Genomic DNA, 18,408 nt, shown 5'->3' with positions numbered 1-18,408 from the left:
GAAGATCTTCTCGTTGACGTCCCGGAACAGGCTGGCGAACGCGTCCCGGTCCCCCCAGGTGTTGCCCACCCCGCCGGGGAAGAGGCAGTCACCGGGCGCGGCCGCGGGCGCAGCGGCTCTTCACCGTGCCGACCGGCACGCCCAGCAGTTCGGCGGCCTCGGCGACGGGGTAGCCCTGCATGTCGACCAGGACCAGTGCGGCCCGCTGTTCGGCGGGCAGGGCGGCGAGTGCGGCGGACAGCTCGCGGTGCACCTCGGCGCGGACCACCGGGGAGTCGGCCGGCTCGGCGGAGCCGACCAGGGCGTCCAGCCGTTGCGGGTCGTCGTCGAGCGGCTTGGTCCGGCGGGTGGCGGCGCGGCGGGCGCGGTCCAGACAGGCGTTGACCACGATCCGGTGCAGCCAGGTGGTGACGGCCGAGCGGCCCTGGAAGGTGTGGGCGGAGCGGAAGGCGGAGACCAGGGCGTCCTGCAGGGCGTCGGCGGCCTCCTCGCGGTCGCCCAGGGTGCGCAGGGCGACGGCCCAGAGCCGGTCGCGGTGACGGTTCACCAGTCGGCCGAAGGCCTCCCGGTCGCCCGCGACGTGCCGGGCGAGGAGCGCCGCGTCGTCGTCGCCGTGCTCCGGTCCGTCCTGCGCCACGTCCACCCCTCGCCGTCCGTGCCCCGTCGCAGCCCGCGGGTCAGCCGGAGACCTTCACGTCGGCGATGTGCCCCTGGTACTGACCCGGATGGGACATGGTGTCCGGGTTCTTGGTCAGGCCGGTCAGCCAGATCAAGAGATAGCGGGTGGTGACCGGGCTGTCCAGCTCGTAGGAGAGGCTGGTGCCGGTCTCCTTGCCGAGGACGCCGAAGTCCTTCGGCTTGGCCGCCGTGGGGTTGCCGATGCCCTTGCCGGGCATCCGCAGCTCGGCCGTGGCGGGGGTGGCGAGCTTGACGTTCACGCTGGAGACGGTCTGCGCCGTGCCGAGGTCGAGCAGCAGGCCGGTGCCCTCCTTGGTCTTCGGACCGAAGGGGTCGCCGTACCAGTTGGTGGTCCACTCGCTGTTCGGGTCGCCGTCGATGGCTTTCTCCTGGGCGAAAGTGCCCTCCGGGCCGTCGCCCAGTGGGTTGTAGGAGATCGCCTGGAGGACCGGGACCGGCACCGGGTCGTGGGTGGGCGTGTGGGCGCTGGGGGTGGCGCTGGTGCCGCTGGGCTGGGGGGCCGCGACGGCGGTGCTCTGCGAGCGCAGGTAGTCGACCAGCTGCCAGGAGGCCACGCCGATGGCGCCGAGGGCGACGGTCCAGACGGTCACCTTGACCACCCGGCGCAGCCGCCGCCCGGCGCGGCGCACCGGCGCGGTCACCGGGGTGGGGCCGGTGCCGGGGGCAGCGACCACCCGGGTCGGGTTGGGCGCGGTCGGCAGGGCGTGGGTGTTGTGGCGCGGCGGGTTGGTGAAGACCGGCAGCTCGGGCTCGGGCTGGCGGATGCGCGGCATCAGCGCGATCGCCCGGGCGAGTTCCTCGGGGGTGGTGATCGGCTCGGCGTGGTGCGGCGGGTGGTCGGACAGGGCGCGGGCGGCCAGGTCGGACAGCCCCTTGTGGACCCCGGCCCGGACCTGGTCCGGTGCCACCGTGCCGAGGTCGCGCGGCAGGCCCCGCAGGTCGTAGCGGTCCTCGGGGTAGGGCCAGCGGTGGGTGAGCGCGGCGAACAGCAGGGCGCCGACGGCCCGGGTGTCGGCGCGCTCGGCGTCCTCCTCGGTGCCCTCGGCGGGCAGGCCGCGCAGGGCGGCGTCCACCGCGATGCCGTTGATCCGGTACTGGCCGCTGTCGGTGCGCAGCACGCAGCGCGGGGTGAGCCGCAGGTGGGCCTGGCCGCGCCGGTGGGCGGCGGCCACCGCGTCGGTGACCTGGCGGACCATCTGGTAGGCCTCGTGCGGCTCCATCGGGCCGTCGGAGAGCAGCTTGGCGAGGTCGGAAGCGTGCGGCAGCCATTCGCGCACGACATAGACCAGTTCGCCCTCCTGGACGGCGTCCAGCACCTGCACGAAGCGCGGGTCGCCGAGCAGGGCGGCCGACTTGGCGGCGGCCAGGACCTTGCGGGCCCGCTGGTGGCCGGCGGCCATCAGGTGGACGCCGACGGCGCGGCGCAGCTTCTCGTCGACCGCGCGCCAGCTGCTGAAGGTCTCGGTGGAGGAGATGCACTCCTCCAGCCGGTAGCGGTGGCCGATGAGGTCGCCGCTGTGCCGCAGCGGGGCGGGCAGGGTCTGCGGCAGGGTGGCGGTGTCCCGGGGGTCGTGGGTGGGCTGCGGGTCCCGGGGCGGGCGCTTGCCGGCGGGGCGGTCGGCTGACGCGGTGGCGGCCCGGCGGGCGGCGTCGCCGGCGGCGAGTTCGGCGGCGATCTCGGAGGCCGACAGCGGGGCGGTGATCTCCGAGGTCTCCTCGCTCCCGGCCGGGGCGCCCCCGGTCGTGGCGCCGTCCTCGGCGTCGCCCTCGGAGGCGTCCTCGTCCTCGGCCGTGGCGTCGGCCGTGGCGTCGGCCGGGGCGTCGTCCCCGGCGTCGGGTTCGTCCTCGGAGGCGTCCTCCTCGACGGCGGAGCGCGCGTCCGCCGGAGAGCCGGCCGTGCGGGCCCGGGCCGTGCCGTCGGCGAGTTCGTCGATCGCCGCGGCGAGCGCGGCCTCGTCCGCCGCTCCGTCAGCTGCTGACGTGTCGACGACCGCCTTGGTGCCATCAGCCACCGTGGTCCAGCCTCCCCTTGTGTCGCCCCGGGCCTGAGAGAGTCGTTGGAGCGCTTCGGCCGGTGGCCCCGGTGCTCCAGGACAATTGTGCCCACTGTTCTCCACCGGGTACGACCGCCGGGAGGCCCGCGCGGTTGCCTGACGGTGGAGAGAAGTGGTGCGGATCGGCATCGGGCCGCCGGGCCCCGGCCCGGGACGGTCCGGGGAGCGCGGCGGCCCGATGCCGGGTCAGCGGCCCAGTCGGCCGCGCACCATACCCAGCATGGCGTTCAGCTCCTCGATCCGCAGCCGCTTCGCGATCAGTACGAAGACGGCCAGCTGGAGGCCGCCGGCCACCAGGACGGTCAGGACGGCCCCGGCCCAGCCGCCGACGACCCGGGTGACCGCCAGGCTCACGCCCAGGCCCACCAGGGCGGCGGGGACGGAGGCCGTGGCGAGCCGGGAGTAGGTCTTGCCGATCCGCTTGGTGTCCAGGCCGCCGATCTTCTTCTTCAACTTGGGCAGCGCGACCGTCACTCCGACGGCGTAGGCGAGGCCGTAGCCGAGGGCCATACCGGTGACCGTCCACTCGGCGGGCAGCAGCAGCCAGCAGAGCAGCGAGAAGACGGCCTGGCAGGCGGCCACCCAGACGGTGTTGGAGAACGGCGTGCGGGTGTCCTCGTAGGCGTAGAAGCCGCGGAGCATCACGTACTGCGCCGAGTAGGGGATCAGGCCCAAGGCGAAGGCGGAGAGCATCAGACCGACGTTGCGGGCGTCGTCCAGAGCGGTGTCGCCGCCCCCCACCGCATAGATGGACTGGCCGATGGCCGGGCCGAGCGAGAGGAAGAGGAACGCCGCGGGGACGACGGCGACGGCCGTGGTGCGCAGCCCGTAGGAGAGGTCGTCGCGGACGGCGCCGGCGTCCTCGTCGGCGGCCGCGCGGGACAGCCGGGGCAGCACCGCGCTCATGATCGAGACGGTGATGACTGCCTGCGGGAGCTGCCAGATCAGCAGGGCGTTGGAGAAGGCCGCGAGGCCGACACCGCCGTGGCCGTCCGCCGCGGCGTCACTGCCGGCGGCGATGGCCAGCTGGGTGATGACCAGGTAGCCGGCCTGGTTGGCGAGTACGAAGAAGAACGTCCACTTGGCCAGCCGGGCCGCCTTGCCCAGGCCGTGGCCGCGCCAGTCGAAGCGCGGCCGGTAGGAGAAGCCGGCCGCCCGCAGGTAGGGGATCATCGCCAGCGCCTGCACGACGAGGCCCACCAGGGTGCCGATGCCGAGCAGCCGGACGCCCTCGGGGGTGATGGTCGCCGGGGTGACGCCGTCGAAGCCGCCGTACACCCAGATGTAGGCGCCGAAGGTGAAGATCACCACGATGTTGTTGAGGACCGGGGTCCACATCATCGCGCCGAACCGGCCGCGGGCGTTGAGGATCTGTCCCATCACCACGTGGATGCCCATGAAGAAGATGGTCGGCAGGCAGTACCTGGTCAGCGCCACGGTGGTGTCCGCGTGGGCCGGATCCGTCATCATCTTGTGGGCGATCAGCTGGACCAGCAGCGGTGCCACGAGCACGGCCAGCAGGACCACGCCGGCCAGGCCGACCATCACCAGGGTGAGCAGCCGGTTGGCGTAGGCGGTGCCGCCGTCCGCGTCGTTCTTCATGCTGCGGACCAGCTGCGGCACGAAGACGGCGTTCAGCGCGCCGCCGCCGATCAGGATGTAGAGCAGGGTCGGCAGGGTGTTGGCCGCGTTGTAGGAGTCACCCATCACGGCGATGCCGATCGCGCCGGCGATCACCATGGTGCGCAGGAAGCCGGTGCCCCGGGAGACCAGGGTGCCGGCCGCCATGATCGCACTGGAGTTCAGCAGCGAGGCGACCTTGCCGCCGGACGTCTTCCCGTCCTCCGGCGCGGGGGCGGCCGGGGCGGACCGCTCCTCGGCCGCGAGGTCGGCGAGCGGCTCCACCGCGGGCGGCAGCTGCACCGCGGCCACCTGCATGGTGGCCTCGTCCTCGGCGAGCGGCGGGTCGAACTCGATCGGCGGGACGAAGGGGCGGTGCCCGTCCGGGCCGTGGCCGCCGGGATGGCCGGGGCCGTACGGGGCCTGCGGCCCGTGCTGCCCCGGGTACGCGCCGGCCGGGGGGAACGGCGCGGGTGGGACGGGCGGCTGCGCGGCCGCCGGCTGCTGGACGGGCGGGTGCTGGACGGGGGGCTGCTGGGCCGGCGGGCGGGGCGCCTCGGCGGTCGCCCGGTTCCCGCCGAACAGCGCGTCCACCCCGACGTACTCGGTGGACTCGGAGTCCCAGGAGGAGTGCGCGGGGCCGGGCTGCCACTGCGGCTGGCCGCCCCAGCCCCCGGCCGCGGCGGCCGGACCTGCGGGGACCGCCGGATCCGCCGGGGCGGCGGCCTGCGGCGGAAGGCCCTCGCGCCGGCCGGCCGACACCGGGGTGTCCCAGCCCGGCTGCACCGGCGGCACCGGGGGCGAGAACGGCGTGGGCGGCACCGGTGCCGGGTACTCGCCGCCCTGCGGCGGCAGCTGGGGCGGCACGTCGTAGGCGGCCGCCGGCTGCTGCGGCGCGGCGGGCCGCGCGGCCCGCAGACCGTACGGGTCCTGCTCGCCCGGACCGCCCTGGTACGCGTCCGCCGCGTACGGGTCCTGGGCATAGGTGTCGGCCACGTACCAGTCGCCGGACGGCGACTCGGCGCCCGGACGGACCTCTCCGCGGCCCGGAGGCCGCTCCTCGCTGCGCCCGGTCATGTCACCTCTTCGCTGTCGTGGGGGAGGCCGCCCCGGGGTCGGGCGGTGTCGGCGGTGTCAAGGACCAACCTTCTCATCACTGGTGGCCCGATCACGGCCATCCGCGCTGCTGTCGCGCGGTGTCCGCGCCGCGTCGCCGCCCCGGCCCGGGGCACCGCCCGGGCCGTCGGGGCCGTCCGGTCCGCCCGCCGGGCCGTCCGTCGGGTCCTCCACCTGGTCCGGCGCCGGATCCTGCGCCGGGCCGTCCGCCGGGCCGTCCTGCGGGCCCTCGCCGTCCGGGCCGTCCTGCGGACCGTCCGCCGGGGCGAGCGGCGCGTCGCCCTCGTCGTCGTGCGCCACCCGCCGCTTGCGCTGGCGCAGGAACCGCAGGGCCGCCAGCAGGAGCAGCACCAGCCCGCCGCCGAAGACGTACAGCACGCCGTTGGTGACCGAGGTGACCTCGACCCTGAAGACCACCGGTGCGCCGTACGGCTTCGGGTCGGGCCCGGTCGTGTAGAGCTGGGCGGTCATGTTCACCGTCCCGTTGTTCTTCGCCTCGGCCGGGAAGCGCAGCGTGACGCTCTGCGCGGCCGGCAGCACCAGTTCCTCGGCCGGCAGCTCGACCCGGAGCCGGTTGGGCTGGCTCGGGCTCAGCACCAGCTTGAGGTTGGTGACCGTCTGGGTGAGGTCGTTGCGGACGCTGACCTGGAGCACGCCGGTGTCCCCGGCGAAGGTGATGACCCGCTTGGGCGGCACCTTCACCGCGCCGGTGAGCTCGTCGAGGTACTCCTCCACGCCGGCGCGGTACTCGCTGCCGGCCGGGGCCTCGGCGCGCCACTCGGTGGACAGCGAGCGGACCATCGCCGCGCTGAACGGCCCGCGCACCCGCTGCGGCAGGGTCAGCACCCGCATCAGGGTGTCCAGCTTGGCCTGGATCCGGGTGGTGGCCGTCAGGTCGGCGGCGGGCAGCTCCGAGTCGCGGACCCGGGCCGGGTAGTCGGCCGCCGCCGGGACCGCGGTGCTGGCCTTCGGGTCCGCCGGCATCTGGGCGAGCCCGTCCAGCTTGACCGGCTCCACCCACTTGCCGTCCTGGGCCGTCTGGAGGGCGCCGGCCAGCACTTTGGCGGTGCCGGCGGTGAGCTCGCGCGGCGGCATGACGAGCAGACCGCGCGGGTGCTGCGGCTCCTGCCGGGAGATCACGAGGGTCTCGGCGAGGAACCGCTGGAGCGCCAGGGTCTGGTCCTGCGGGGTCGCCAGGTCCTGCTCGAACAGCGAGGAGACCGTCTGGTCGGCGACCACCGCGGTCTGGCCGTTGCCGATCGGCCGGGTGGCCGTGGGGGTGTACTTCAGCGCGTCCGACTCGGGCATGCTCGCGCCGTTCACCAGCACCAGGCCGGCGCCGGCGCGCTGGGCGACCGAGGCGATCCGCTGGTCCAGGTGGCCCTGGTAGGGCCAGGCGACGTCGGCGCGGGTGTCCACCGAGAGTCGGCCCTCGACGGTCAGCCGGCCGGCGGTGGCCGCCTTGCCGAGCGCGGCGTCGATGCCCTCCAGCTCGGCGGCGTTGTGCGCGATCGAGGCGAGGTCCGGATCGGCGTAGGGCAGCGCCACCACCTGGCTGCCCGGCTTGGCGACGGCGTCCCGCAGCTTCTCCAGCCAGGCCGTGGCGGCGGCCGTGCCGGTGCCGGCGACGGTGTTCTCCTCCTTGGCCGCGTCGCCCGAGGTGCCGGGCTTCTGCACCCGGTAGTTGGGCTTGGCCATGGCGAACGCGGTGTCCAGCAGGTCCGGGTCGACCACCCAGGTCAGCCCGGTCAGCGTGGCGCCCGTCTCGACCAGCGCGTACAGCCGCCCGCCGGGCGCGAACTCGGCGGCCAGGCTGTCGTCGCGCAGCACCGGGGCGGTCTGGTCGTTGTCGGAGAGGGTCTGGGCGACCAGGACCGGGGCGTGCGTCAGCGGCCAGAGGGTGGTGACCTTGGACGGCTGCGCCTCGCTCGGGTTCGGGTCGTAGGGCAGGAAGGTGCGGGCGATGCCCAGCGGGCGGTCGCGCTGGTTGTCGGTGGTCGAGCCCCAGACGTCCACCGCCAGCTCGTACACGCCCTCGGTGGAGAGCTGCAGGTCCGCGACGGCGACGCTCAGCGTGTACGGCTGGCTCTGGCCGGGGCCGAGCTCGTTCAGCGCGTACTGCGGGCTGTCCAGCGAGATGCCGTCCGCCCCCTGCGGGGTGGTCCGGGCGGCCACCCCGGCGAGTTCGCTGCGGGTGGTCAGCGGCTTGCCCGCCCAGGGCTTGCGGACCGTCGCGTGCGCGGACTTGAGGACGGACTTCCCGCCGTTGGTGACGTGCCCGGAGACGGTCACGATGCCGTTCGGGGTGGCCACCGGCTTGTTCACCGACTCGATGGTCATCGACACCGGGTACTCGGCGGTGACCGTCGAGTCGGTCTGGGCCGCTTTGCCGGCGGGGGCCGCCGAGGCCGCCGGGAGGCCGGGCAGCGCGGTGGCGAGCACCAGCGCGGCGCCGGCCGCGCCGGCCAGTCGCCGGGCGGCTCGTCGCAGGACCCGCCCGGGGCGCCCGTCCGCCCACCGTCCCGGGTGCCGTGCCGGCTCACTCACGCGGTCCGCCCTCGCTCACGGGTTCGCCCTCGCCGTTCTCGATCGCTGCTGCTGCTGGTGCCGTGCTGCTGCGGATGTTCCGCCGGCCGTGGGGGTGCCGTGAGGATCAGCCGTGAAGAAAAAGGTGGTGTCGTCCGTCGTCCGGGCGGCCATGACGGCGCACGGCACCGCGGCCCGCCGTCGGTGCCCCGGACTCGTCCCACCGGCATGGTAACGATGTGGTGAGGGGTGCGGTGTTGCGGGCCGGGGAGTGAGCGCGCGTGAACGCGCGGGCGGCGGGGCCGCTGGGCCACGTACCCTTGTGAGCCGTGTCCACTGCCAATGAGCCCACCGCCCACCCGACCGGCGCCCATCATTCCAGTTCCGCCGTCCAGGTCGTCCCCGGCCTGAGCGAAGCCCAGACCCTGGGACTGCAGGAACTGCTGCGGGTGTCCCCGGTCGCCGACGAGATCGCCCGCCGTTTCCAGGCGGCCGGTCACCGGCTCGCGCTGGTCGGCGGCTCGGTCCGGGACGCCCTGCTGGGTCGGCTCGGCAACGACCTGGACTTCACCACCGACGCCCGTCCGGAGCAGGTGCTCAAGCTCGTGCGCGGCTGGGCCGACGCGGTGTGGGACGTCGGCATCGCCTTCGGTACGGTCGGCGCGCGCAAGGACACCCCGCAGGGGTCCTTCCTGATCGAGATCACCACCTACCGCTCCGAGGCGTACGACCGCACCTCCCGCAAGCCCGAGGTGACCTACGGCGACACCATCGAGGAGGACCTGGTCCGCCGCGACTTCACGGTCAACGCGATGGCCGTCGACCTGCCCGGCCGGGGCTTCGTCGACCCGCACCACGGCCTGGAGGACCTGGAGGCCCGGGTGCTGCGCACCCCCGCCACCCCCGAGGAGTCCTTCTCCGACGACCCGCTGCGGATGATGCGGGCCGCCCGGTTCGCCGCCCAGCTGGACTTCGATCCGGCCCCCGAGGTGGTCACGGCGATGACCGCGATGGCCGAGCGGATCACCATCGTCTCCGCCGAGCGGGTCCAGGCCGAGCTCAACAAGCTGCTGCTGGCCCGCAACCCGGTCAAGGGCCTGCGGATGCTGGTCGACACCGGACTGGCCGACCACGTGCTGCCCGAGCTGCCCGCGCTGCGCCTGGAGCGCGACGAGCACCACCGGCACAAGGACGTCTACGAGCACTCGCTGACCGTCCTGGAGCAGGCCATCGACCTGGAGCAGGACGGCCCGGACCTCACCCTGCGGCTGGCCGCGCTGCTGCACGACATCGGCAAGCCGCGCACCCGCCGCTTCGAGTCGGACGGCCGGGTCTCCTTCCACCACCACGAGGTGGTGGGCGCCAAGATGACCCGCAAGCGGATGCGCGAGCTGAAGTACTCGAAGGAGCTCACCGAGGACGTCTCGCGCCTGGTCGAGCTGCACCTGCGGTTCCACGGCTACGGCGGCGGCGAGTGGACCGACTCGGCGGTGCGCCGCTACGTCACCGACGCCGGCCCGCTGCTGGAGCGGCTGCACAAGCTGACCCGCTCGGACTGCACCACCCGGAACAAGAAGAAGGCGGCCACGCTCTCCCGCACCTACGACGGCCTGGAGGAGCGGATCGGCGAGCTCAGGGCGCGGGAGGAGCTGGACGCCGTGCGCCCCGCGCTGGACGGCAACCAGATCATGGAGCTGCTCGGCCTCAAGCCCGGGCCGATGGTCGGCAAGGCGTACAAGCACATGCTGGAGCTGCGGCTGGAGCACGGCCCGATGGAGCACGAGGCCGCGGTGGCGGCGCTGCGCTCCTGGTGGGACGCCCAGCAGTAGGACACGGAGCGGCGGGCGGGGGCGGTCCAGGGGAGAACCCGGGACCGCCCCCGGCCCGTCCGCGGGGCTCGGGGCCGTCCCGGGGCTCAGAGCTTCTTCAGGCAGAGGACGAAGCTGAGCGCCTCGGTGCTCGCGTCACGGGTGTAAGTGCTCTCGGTGCCCGTCACGTTCTCGCAGGCGGTGTCGTTGTCGCTGGTCGCGTAGACCTTCTTGAGCACCTTGTACTGGGCCCGCGCGTCGGTGCAGGGGAGCATGGTGATCCGCGGGTTGGCGTCGTGGGTGGCCGTGGTGCCGTTCTCGTTGCGCAGGCAGTCGCCGGCCTTGGCGTAGTCGATGTCGCTCGGCACCTTGGAGGTGGCGGAGGGCGTCGGCAGGGTGATCGTCGGGGCCGGCGCCACCGGCGGCAGCGAGAAGCTCGGCGAGAAGGTCGGCGCGGGGACGGTCACCGTGGTCGGCGTGGGCAGCACCAGCGGCCGGTACGGGTCGTCGGCGTGCCGGGCGCCGAGGAAGGCGCCGGTCGCGATCAGGACGATCGTCGAGCCGATCCCGAGCACCGGCAGCAGCAGCATGAAGATGTGCGGGCGCCTGGTGAGCGGCACGCCCGGGTCGAGCTGCGGTCCGTGGGTGCCGGGCGCCGGCGGCGGCAGGTCCTTGATCCTGTTGTGGGCGGCGAGGTTCCGCAGCAGGGTGACCACGGTGAAGATGCCGGAGAGGTAGCTCCACCAGCCCTGGACCAGGGTGCGGGCCGACATGTCGCGGACCACGGCGGTGCCGCAGGTGCGGCAGAACGGTCCCGGCTGCTTCAGGAACCGCATGATGATGATGATGCCCTGGTGGCCCCGGACGGTGGTGTCGACGGCCGGGAAGCCGCCGCAGAACCGGCAGACCGGTCCGCCCTGGTGGGCGTAGCCGGCCGGCGCCGGGTAACCCCCGGCCTGCGGGGGGTAGGCGTAGCCGCCGGGCGGGGCCTGGGCGGGAGCGCCGTAGCCGGGCGGGGCGGCCGGCGGCGGGGCGGCCGGGTAGCCGTAGCCGGCCGGCGCGGGGCCGGCCGGGGGCTGCGGGGCCGGCGCACCGGCGTAAGGGTTGCCCGTGGCGTACGGGTTGGCGCCGTCGGCGGGCGGCATGCCGCCGTACGGCAGCTGGGGCGGCGGAACGGACAAGGGGATCCCCCGGGAAGGAAGGTCGGGTGACGGTGGGTCAGGACTTCTTCACCGGCGGGACGCCGGTGAGCGGGCCGAGGCAGAGCACGTACCGCTTCTTGTTCCAGCGGCGGCCGCTCTTGCCCGAGACGGTGCTGGTGGTGCCCGCGGTGCTGCGGCAGCGGGTGGCGTCGGTGGTGGAGTCGAACGTGGCCAGCACCTTGTAGTTCGCCTTGCTGTCGGTGCACTTGACCACCGAGACGTCGCGCGAGCCGGAGGCCTTGACGCAGTCGCCGGCCTTGGCGCTGCTGACGCTCGGACCGCTCACGAAGTAGCCGACGACCAGGGCGATCACGCCCAGGACCAGGCCGGCCGCCTTCAGCCGGGCCTTGCCGCGGCCCTTCGCGGCCGGCGCGCCGGGCGGGACCGGGGCGGCCGGCGGGTAGCCGTGCGGCGAGGGCGGGCCGTAGGGGGCCTGCGGGTGGGGCTGCTGCGGGTACGGCTGGTGCGGGTACGGGGGCGCCGCCTGCGGGGCGGCCTGGGCGGCCTGGTAGCCGTAGCCGGGCGGGGGCGGCGGTGCGCCGTACCCGGCGGGCGCCGGCTGGGGCGGTCCGTACGGCTGGGGTGCGGGTGCGCCGTAGGGCTGCGGGACCGGCGCCGGGCCGTACGCCTGAGGCGGCGGCCCGTAGGGATGTTGTGGTGTGCTCATCAGATTGTCCCCCGAGACAGACTGCTGTCGCTCCGACAGGTCTGACGTACCTTAGCGACTCGCGCCGACGGCCCCGGGCCGCAGGGGCGGCCTCCGCCCGAGGCCGGCGGCGGTCAGCAGGACGGGTCGCCGGGCAGCGGGCCGGTGCGGCGGGCGGCGCGCAGGTAGAGCACGGCCGCCGCCGCGTACACCAGGGACACCCCCAGGACGACCGCGACCGAGCGTCCGGAGAGCGGCAGCACCAGCGCCGTGACCAGGGCGGCGGCCACGAAGGCGACGTTGAAGAGCACGTCGTAGATGGCGAAGACCCGGCCGCGGTAGTCGTCCTCGACCGACTCCTGCACCACGGTGTCGGCACAGATCTTGGTGCCCTGGGTGACCACGCCGAGCAGCAGCGCCGCGATCAGGCAGGGCACCAGGCGGAAGCCGAGACCGAGCAGCGGTACGAAGAGCACCGGCGCGGCCAGGCAGAGCGTCAGCCAGCCGGCCAGCCCGAGCCGTCGGCTGCACCAGGGGCTGATCACCGCGGCGACGAAGAACCCGGCGGCGGAGAGGCCGACCGCCAGCCCCAGGGTGGCCAGGCCGGCCGAGCTGTCGGCGGGGTCGTTGAAGGTGTACCGGGAGAGCATCACCACGACCACGATCAGCACGCCGTAGCAGAACCGGGCCGCGGTCACGGCGGCCAGCGCGTGCGCCGCCGGCCGCCGGTCGCGCACCAGGTGGGTGACGGCGGCGCGCAGTTCGCGGGCGGCCTGGACCAGGGCCTGGCCGAGCGCGGGGCGGCCCGGGTGGTGCCCGGGGCCGAGCAGGTCGCGGTCCATCCGCAGCGCCGCCAGCGCGGCGGAGAGGTAGAGCAGGGCGGCGAGCGAGACCAGGGCGGCGTCGGCCCTCGGCCCGGGGGACATCACCTGGTGCAGCAGGAAGCCCAGCCCGCCGCCGCAGGCGGCCGCCACGGTGCCCAGGGTGGGGGCGAGGGCGTTGGCGGTGACCAGCTGCTCGCCGCGCACCACTCGGGGCAGGGCCGCCGACAGGCCCGCCAGGATGAACCGGTTGAGCGCGGTGACCATGAGCGCGGAGGCGAAGAAGAGCCAGGTCGGCGCCTGGGCCAGGAGGAGCCCGCCGGTGACCAGGCCCAGTCCGAAGCGGGCCAGGTTGCCCAGGTAGAGCACCTGGCGGCGGCGCCAGCGGTCCAGCAGGACGCCGGCGAAGGGGCCGATCACCGAGAACGGCAGCAGCATCACGGCCAGTACCGAGGCGATGTCGGCCGGTGAGGACTGCTTCTCCGGGGAGAAGACGACGTAGGCGGCGAGCGAGACCTGGAAGACGCCGTCGGAGAGCTGGGACAGCACTCTGGCGGTCAGCAGCCGACGGAAGTCGGGGCCGCGGAGCAGGCCGAGGAGCGTGGCACGGTGCGCGGTCCGGTGGGTGCTGCCGTTCTCGGTGATCGCCACGTGCCCAGAGTGCCATGGAACCGGCCGCCGTTTCACGTGAAACATTCGACCCGTGAAGGCGGACGGGCCCACGGTCGTCGACCGTGGGCCCGTCCGGTGTCCGAGCGGGACCGGGCTCAGTGCCCGGAGGTGCTCAGGTTCAGCGCTCGACCTCGCCGCGGATGAACTTCTCGACGTTCTCGCGGGCCTCGTCGTCGAAGTACTGGACCGGCGGGGACTTCATGAAGTACGAGGAGGCGGAGAGGATCGGGCCGCCGATACCGCGGTCCTTGGCGATCTTCGCGGCGCGCACGGCGTCGATGATGACACCGGCCGAGTTCGGGGAGTCCCAGACCTCGAGCTTGTACTCCAGGTTCAGCGGGACGTCGCCGAACGCACGGCCCTCCAGGCGGACGTAGGCCCACTTGCGGTCGTCCAGCCAGGCCACGTAGTCCGAGGGACCGATGTGGACGTTCTTGGAGCCCAGCTCGCGGTCGCGGATCTGCGAGGTGACGGCCTGGGTCTTGGAGATCTTCTTGGACTCCAGGCGCTCGCGCTCGAGCATGTTCTTGAAGTCCATGTTGCCGCCGACGTTCAGCTGCATGGTGCGCTCGAGGATGACACCGCGGTCCTCGAACAGCTTGGCCATGACGCGGTGCGTGATGGTGGCGCCGACCTGGGACTTGATGTCGTCGCCGACGATCGGCACGCCGGCCTCGGTGAACTTGTCCGCCCACTCCTTGGTGCCGGCGATGAACACCGGGAGGGCGTTCACGAAGGCGACCTTGGCGTCGATGGCGCACTGGGCGTAGAACTTGGCGGCCTGCTCGGAGCCGACCGGCAGGTAGCAGACCAGGACGTCGACCTGGGCGTCCTTCAGGGCCTGGACGACGTCGACCGGGGTCTCGTCCGACTCCTCGATGGTCTCCAGGTAGTACTTGCCCAGACCGTCGAGGGTGTGGCCGCGCTGGACGGTGATGCCGGTCGGCGGCACGTCGCAGATCTTGATGGTGTTGTTCTCGGACGCCGTGATGGCGTGCGCGAGGTCCTGACCGACCTTCTTGGCGTCGACGTCGAAGGCGGCGACGAACTCCACGTCACGGACGTGGTAGTCACCGAACTGGACGTGCATCAGCCCGGGGACCTTGCCGGCCGGGTCGGCGTCCTTGTAGTACTCGACACCCTGCACCAGCGACGTGGCGCAGTTGCCCACGCCCACGATGGCTACGCGAACCGAACCCATTCCGGTTGCTCCCTGTGATCTCATGAGCGCCGCCGGGGGTCGGCGGTACTCGTCCTGCTTCTTCGATGACTGCTGACGGGCGCGTGGACGCGCCCCCTCCTGCCGCGCGGCACAGAGCTGACGCGGTGTCAGCGCTCCTGGGCGGAGCGCCCCGGGCGGTCGTACGGTGGCCCGGGCGGGTCCACGGACCCGTCCTCCTCGCCTCGGCCGTCCGAAGTCCTGGGTACTGCGGGGCCGGTCGCGCCGGCCGACGGGCCGGTCCGGCCGGTGCGGTTGGCCCGCTCGGTCTCGATCAGCTCGTTGAGCCAGCGGACCTCGCGTTCCACCGACTCCAGCCCGTGCCGCTGCAGCTCGACGGTGTAGTCGTCGAACCGCTCGCGGGCCCGGGCGAGCGAGTTGCGCATCCGCTCCAGACGCTCCTCCAGCCGGCTGCGGCGGCCCTCCAGCACGCGCATCCGCACGGCCCGGTCGGTCTGGCCGAAGAAGGCGAAGTGCACGCCGAAGTGCTCGTCCTCCCAGGCGTCCGGGCCGGAGTCGGCGAGCAGCTCCTCGAAGCGCTGCTTGCCCTCGGCGGACAGCCGGTAGACGATCTTGGACCGCTTGCCGTTGAGCGCGGTGGCCGGGACGTACTCGACGTCCGGGTTGTCCTCGGCCAGGAAACCCTGGGCCACCAGGCTCTTCAGACAGGGGTAGAGCGTTCCGTACGAGAACGCGCGGAACGAGCCGAGCAGGACGTTGAGCCGCTTGCGCAGCTCGTACCCGTGCATCGGGGCGTCGTGGAGCAGTCCGAGAACGGCGAACTCCAGCACTCCTGAGCGCCTGCCCACTGCCGTCGTCCTCCCTTCCCCGGCCGGTCCGCGACCCGCCTCCCTCGGCGGTATGTCGCTCCGATGTATCGGCTCGATATATCGAGAACAGTAAGCCTGGGTCCCCGAACCGGCAAGGGGGACGCGCGTGAATGTGATCACAAGGCGACGCGCGGGTGTGCTTGGCAACGGGCGTGTAATGATCTGCTGCCGTTTTGCGGCTATTGGCAGTTGATGCCCGATTGGGCCGGTATCCGAGCTGCGTACGCTGTCGCGTGTGCACGAGGACCACCTCCGGGGTTAGGTCGGTTGCGGGCATCGGACGTGGACCCTGCCTTCAGGCTCGACCGGCCTGGCGAGGAGTAGCTGGAACATGAGCGAACGACGACGCAGGTCGCCCGGTGGCGACGGTCGTCCCCCGGGCGGAGACAACGGGCGTCCGGCAGGCGCCGGGCGTGACGAGATCGGTTCGGAGGGGCTCGGCCGACGCAGACCCCAGGGCGGGCGGGACACCGCCCAGCAGCCCCGGATGACCCGCGCCGAGATGCGCAAGGCAGCGCAGAAGGGCGGCGGCCGGCGCGGTGGCGCGGCGGCGGACGACCGGGGCGCGACCCCGGGGAAGAAGCGGCTCATCGACTACCCGCGCTTCGGCAAGCAGGGCGTCCGCCGCTGGCTGCCGTCCTGGCGCCAGTGGCTGAGCGCCGTGCTGCTGTTCGTCGCGGCCTGCGTGGGCGCGGTCTTCTTCGTCTACCAGACGACCGAGATCCCGAAGCTGAACGCGCTGGTGAACGACCAGAACAACATCTACTACTGGGCCGACAACACCGAGATGGTCCGCAAGGGCGAGACCAACCGGCAGATCGTCGAGCTCGCCGACATCTCGCCCAACCTGCAGAACGCGGTCATCTCCGCGGAGAACGCGACCTTCCGCACCGACAGCGGCATCGACCCCAAGGGCATGATGCGCGCGGTCATCAACATGGCCAAGGGCGGCGAGACCCAGGGCGCCTCGACGATCACCCAGCAGTACGTGAAGAACGCCTACCTGACGCAGGAGCAGACGCTCTCGCGCAAGGTGAAGGAGTTCTTCATCACCCTGAAGGTGAACCAGGAGTTCGAGAAGAACGACATCCTCAAGGGCTACCTGAACACCAGCTGGTTCGGCCGCGGCGCGACCGGGGCCCAGGCCGCCGCCCAGGCGTACTACGGCGTCAACGCCAAGGACCTCGACCTGTGCCAGAGCGCCATGCTGGCCGGCCTGCTCAAGGGCGCGTCGTTCTACGACCCGACGGTCGAGGCCAACCGCGCCCGCGCCGAGGAGCGCTGGGCGTGGATCCTCGACCGGATGGTGGAGACGAAGAACGCCACTCCCGAGGAACGGGCGAAGTGCACCGCCTTCCCCCAGCCGATCAAGCAGGTTCCGCCGGCCAACATGAACGGTCAGATCAGCTACCTGGTCGAGACCGCCAACAAGTTCGTCATGGCCAAGGACCCGACGATCGACCAGCGGGCGATCGACAAGGGCGGCTTCAAGATCTACACGACCTTCCAGAAGGACAAGGTCGACGCCCTGAAGAAGGCCGTGGACGACGTCAAGGCCGAGCAGCTCAACCCGCAGAAGCGCCCGGCGACCGACAACTTCGTCCAGTTCGGCGCGGCCAGCGTCGTTCCCAACGACGGTGCGATCGTCGCCATCTACGGCGGTGACGGCGTGGAGAACGGCCACCACGGGAACAACGCCGACGCCCAGGGCGTGCAGGTCGGCTCGACCTTCAAGCCCTTCGTGCTGGCCGCCGCGATGCAGACCGGCGTGCAGACCGCGACCGACGAGAAGGGCAAGCCGAAGCGGATCAACGCCGACAGCCGCTACCTGTCCGACGACATGTCGGAGATCCGCAAGCCGGACGGCTCACTGGTGATCGGCGACGAGGGCAAGCCCTACCGCCAGGCGAACGAGGAGAAGGGCAAGCGCGGCTACGTCTCGCTGCGGATGGCCATGCAGTACTCCTACAACGTGCCGTTCGTCCAGCTGAACCAGGACGTCGGCGGCCAGAACGTCATGCAGATCGCCGAGGCGGTGGGCATCCGCAAGGAGAACATCGAGAAGGAGGCGAACACCATCACCTTCCCGCTCGGCGTCTCCACCATCAGCCCGATCCGGATGGCCGACGCCTACGCGACCTTCGCCGCCAGTGGCAAGCAGGCCGACCCGTACTCGGTCACCAAGGTCCTGCTGGACGGCAAGGAGCGGCCCGGCTTCGGCAAGCACGAGACCAAGCAGGCGCTGGAGCCCGCCGTCGCCGACAACATCACCGACGTGCTGGTGAACGTGGCGAAGAACGGTACCGGCAAGAAGACCAACACCCTGGGCCGCCCGGTGGCGGGCAAGACCGGTACCACCGACGAGGCCATGTCGGCCTGGTGGGTCGGCTACACCCCGCAGCTGGCCACCAGCGTGGCGATGTGGCGCGAGGACCCGGCCCACCCGGGGCGGCTGGAGCTGAAGGGCACCGGCGGCAAGGACACGGTGCACGGTGGTGACGTCCCGGCGGACGTCTTCACCCGGTACATGAAGGCCGCGCTCGCCAACGAGAAGAAGCTGGACTTCCCGACCCCGCAGCCGATCGGCTCGCAGGTCGACTCCTCGGGCGCGCCCAGCACGGCCAGCGCCACCCCGACGCCGACCGCGACCGAGACCGCGCCCACCGCCCCGGCGGACCCGAACGCCGGCCAGCCGACCCAGCCGCCGGCGACCCAGGAGCCGGCCTGCGTCCCCGGGGTGGACTGCCCCGGCACGGTGCCCACCCAGCCGGCGCCGACCAAGACCAACCCGAACCCCGGTGGCGGTACGGGCGGTGGCACCGGCGGCGGTACGGGCGGTGGCACCGGCGGAGGTACCGTCGGTGGCGGCACCGGCGGAGGGACCGGTGGCGGCACGGGCGGCACCAGCCCGTCGCCGAGCTGCCTGCTCGGCCCGATCGGCTGCACCACGCCGACCCAGCCGCCGACCACCGACCCCGGTGGTGGCGCCGGCGGCGCGACCGGCGGTCCGACCACCAAGCCGCCCAGGCCCAGCGGATCGACCTCGCCGTCCCCGAACGGCAACGCGGCCGCACCGTAGGACGGTGACCGGCGAAACGGCGGTGGGGGGGGGCGGGGGGGGCGCCCCCCCCCCGGTGGCCCGGGTGGGGGGGGGTGGTGGGGGGGGCCCCGGGGGCCGGGCCCCCGCCGGGGGCG

At 73.1% G+C, this 18,408-nt stretch carries 10 protein-coding genes and 2 pseudogenes; 2 read left to right on the top strand and 10 right to left on the bottom strand.

From position 1 onward, the window contains the following. From ABT093_RS38805 to ABT093_RS38785, 5 genes and pseudogenes are all read right to left on the bottom strand, one after another. Positions 1–108, bottom strand: a pseudogene (locus ABT093_RS38805) (MBL fold metallo-hydrolase); the annotation flags it as partial. Continuing rightward, positions 92–637: pseudogene (gene sigM / locus ABT093_RS38800) on the bottom strand (RNA polymerase sigma factor SigM); the annotation flags it as partial. The pseudogenes ABT093_RS38805 and sigM, both read right to left, overlap by 17 nt. Before the next feature lie 40 nt (positions 638–677). Then, the gene (locus tag ABT093_RS38795) at positions 678–2,711 is read right to left on the bottom strand and encodes a protein kinase family protein (RefSeq protein ID WP_350572197.1); all 2,034 of its coding nucleotides are present in this window, start codon (positions 2,709–2,711) and stop codon (positions 678–680) included. 228 nt (positions 2,712–2,939) lie between these two features. Next, on the bottom strand, positions 2,940–5,450 hold the full coding sequence (gene murJ / locus ABT093_RS38790; RefSeq protein WP_350572196.1) for a murein biosynthesis integral membrane protein MurJ: 2,511 nt from the start codon (positions 5,448–5,450) through the stop codon (positions 2,940–2,942). Between the two features lie 57 nt (positions 5,451–5,507). Beyond that, positions 5,508–8,036: a DUF6049 family protein gene (locus ABT093_RS38785; RefSeq protein ID WP_350572195.1), complete on the bottom strand. Its 2,529-nt coding sequence runs from the start codon at positions 8,034–8,036 to the stop codon at positions 5,508–5,510. Positions 8,037–8,422: 386 nt separating this feature from the next. Here ABT093_RS38785 and ABT093_RS38780 point away from each other — a divergent pair, with 386 nt between their 5' ends. Next, on the top strand, positions 8,423–9,844 hold the full coding sequence (locus ABT093_RS38780; RefSeq protein WP_350572198.1) for a CCA tRNA nucleotidyltransferase: 1,422 nt from the start codon (positions 8,423–8,425) through the stop codon (positions 9,842–9,844). A gap of 86 nt (positions 9,845–9,930) precedes the next feature. Here the strand turns inward: ABT093_RS38780 and ABT093_RS38775 are convergent, their stop codons facing one another. The 5 genes from ABT093_RS38775 to ABT093_RS38755 form a co-directional block, all read right to left on the bottom strand. Then, complete coding sequence (locus ABT093_RS38775; protein ID WP_350572194.1) at positions 9,931–11,004, bottom strand: LppU/SCO3897 family protein; 1,074 nt, start codon at positions 11,002–11,004, stop codon at positions 9,931–9,933. 37 nt (positions 11,005–11,041) lie between these two features. Further along, positions 11,042–11,692, bottom strand: coding sequence for an LppU/SCO3897 family protein (locus ABT093_RS38770; RefSeq protein ID WP_350572193.1), 651 nt, complete (start codon positions 11,690–11,692; stop codon positions 11,042–11,044). 113 nt (positions 11,693–11,805) lie between these two features. Continuing rightward, entirely contained in the window at positions 11,806–13,143 is a 1,338-nt protein-coding gene (locus tag ABT093_RS38765) for an MFS transporter (protein WP_350572192.1), read from the bottom strand. 139 nt (positions 13,144–13,282) lie between these two features. Then, complete coding sequence (locus tag ABT093_RS38760) at positions 13,283–14,365, bottom strand: inositol-3-phosphate synthase (protein WP_350572191.1); 1,083 nt, start codon at positions 14,363–14,365, stop codon at positions 13,283–13,285. A gap of 128 nt (positions 14,366–14,493) precedes the next feature. Further along, positions 14,494–15,192, bottom strand: a complete 699-nt coding sequence (locus tag ABT093_RS38755) for a PadR family transcriptional regulator (RefSeq protein WP_350572190.1) — start codon at positions 15,190–15,192, stop codon at positions 14,494–14,496. Positions 15,193–15,700: 508 nt separating this feature from the next. Between ABT093_RS38755 and ABT093_RS38750 the strand changes: the two genes are divergently transcribed. Further along, on the top strand, positions 15,701–18,292 hold the full coding sequence (locus ABT093_RS38750) for a transglycosylase domain-containing protein (RefSeq protein WP_350572189.1): 2,592 nt from the start codon (positions 15,701–15,703) through the stop codon (positions 18,290–18,292). The last annotated feature ends 116 nt before the right edge of the window (positions 18,293–18,408 follow it).

The sequence above is a fragment of the Kitasatospora sp. NPDC002551 genome (assembly GCF_040296005.1).
Classification (GTDB): domain Bacteria; phylum Actinomycetota; class Actinomycetes; order Streptomycetales; family Streptomycetaceae; genus Kitasatospora.
Note: the sequence above shows the minus strand (reverse complement) of the source record. Positions and strands in the feature narration are given on the sequence as shown.

Excerpts from the sequence above, each read along its gene's own strand:
- murJ (WP_350572196.1), bottom strand. The coding sequence starts at position 5,450 with ATGACCGGGCGCAGCGAGGAGCGGCCTCCGGGCCGCGGAGAGGTCCGT.
- ABT093_RS38770 (WP_350572193.1), bottom strand. The coding sequence starts at position 11,692 with ATGAGCACACCACAACATCCCTACGGGCCGCCGCCTCAGGCGTACGGC.
- ABT093_RS38760 (WP_350572191.1), bottom strand. The coding sequence starts at position 14,365 with ATGGGTTCGGTTCGCGTAGCCATCGTGGGCGTGGGCAACTGCGCCACG.
- ABT093_RS38750 (WP_350572189.1), top strand. The coding sequence starts at position 15,701 with ATGACCCGCGCCGAGATGCGCAAGGCAGCGCAGAAGGGCGGCGGCCGG.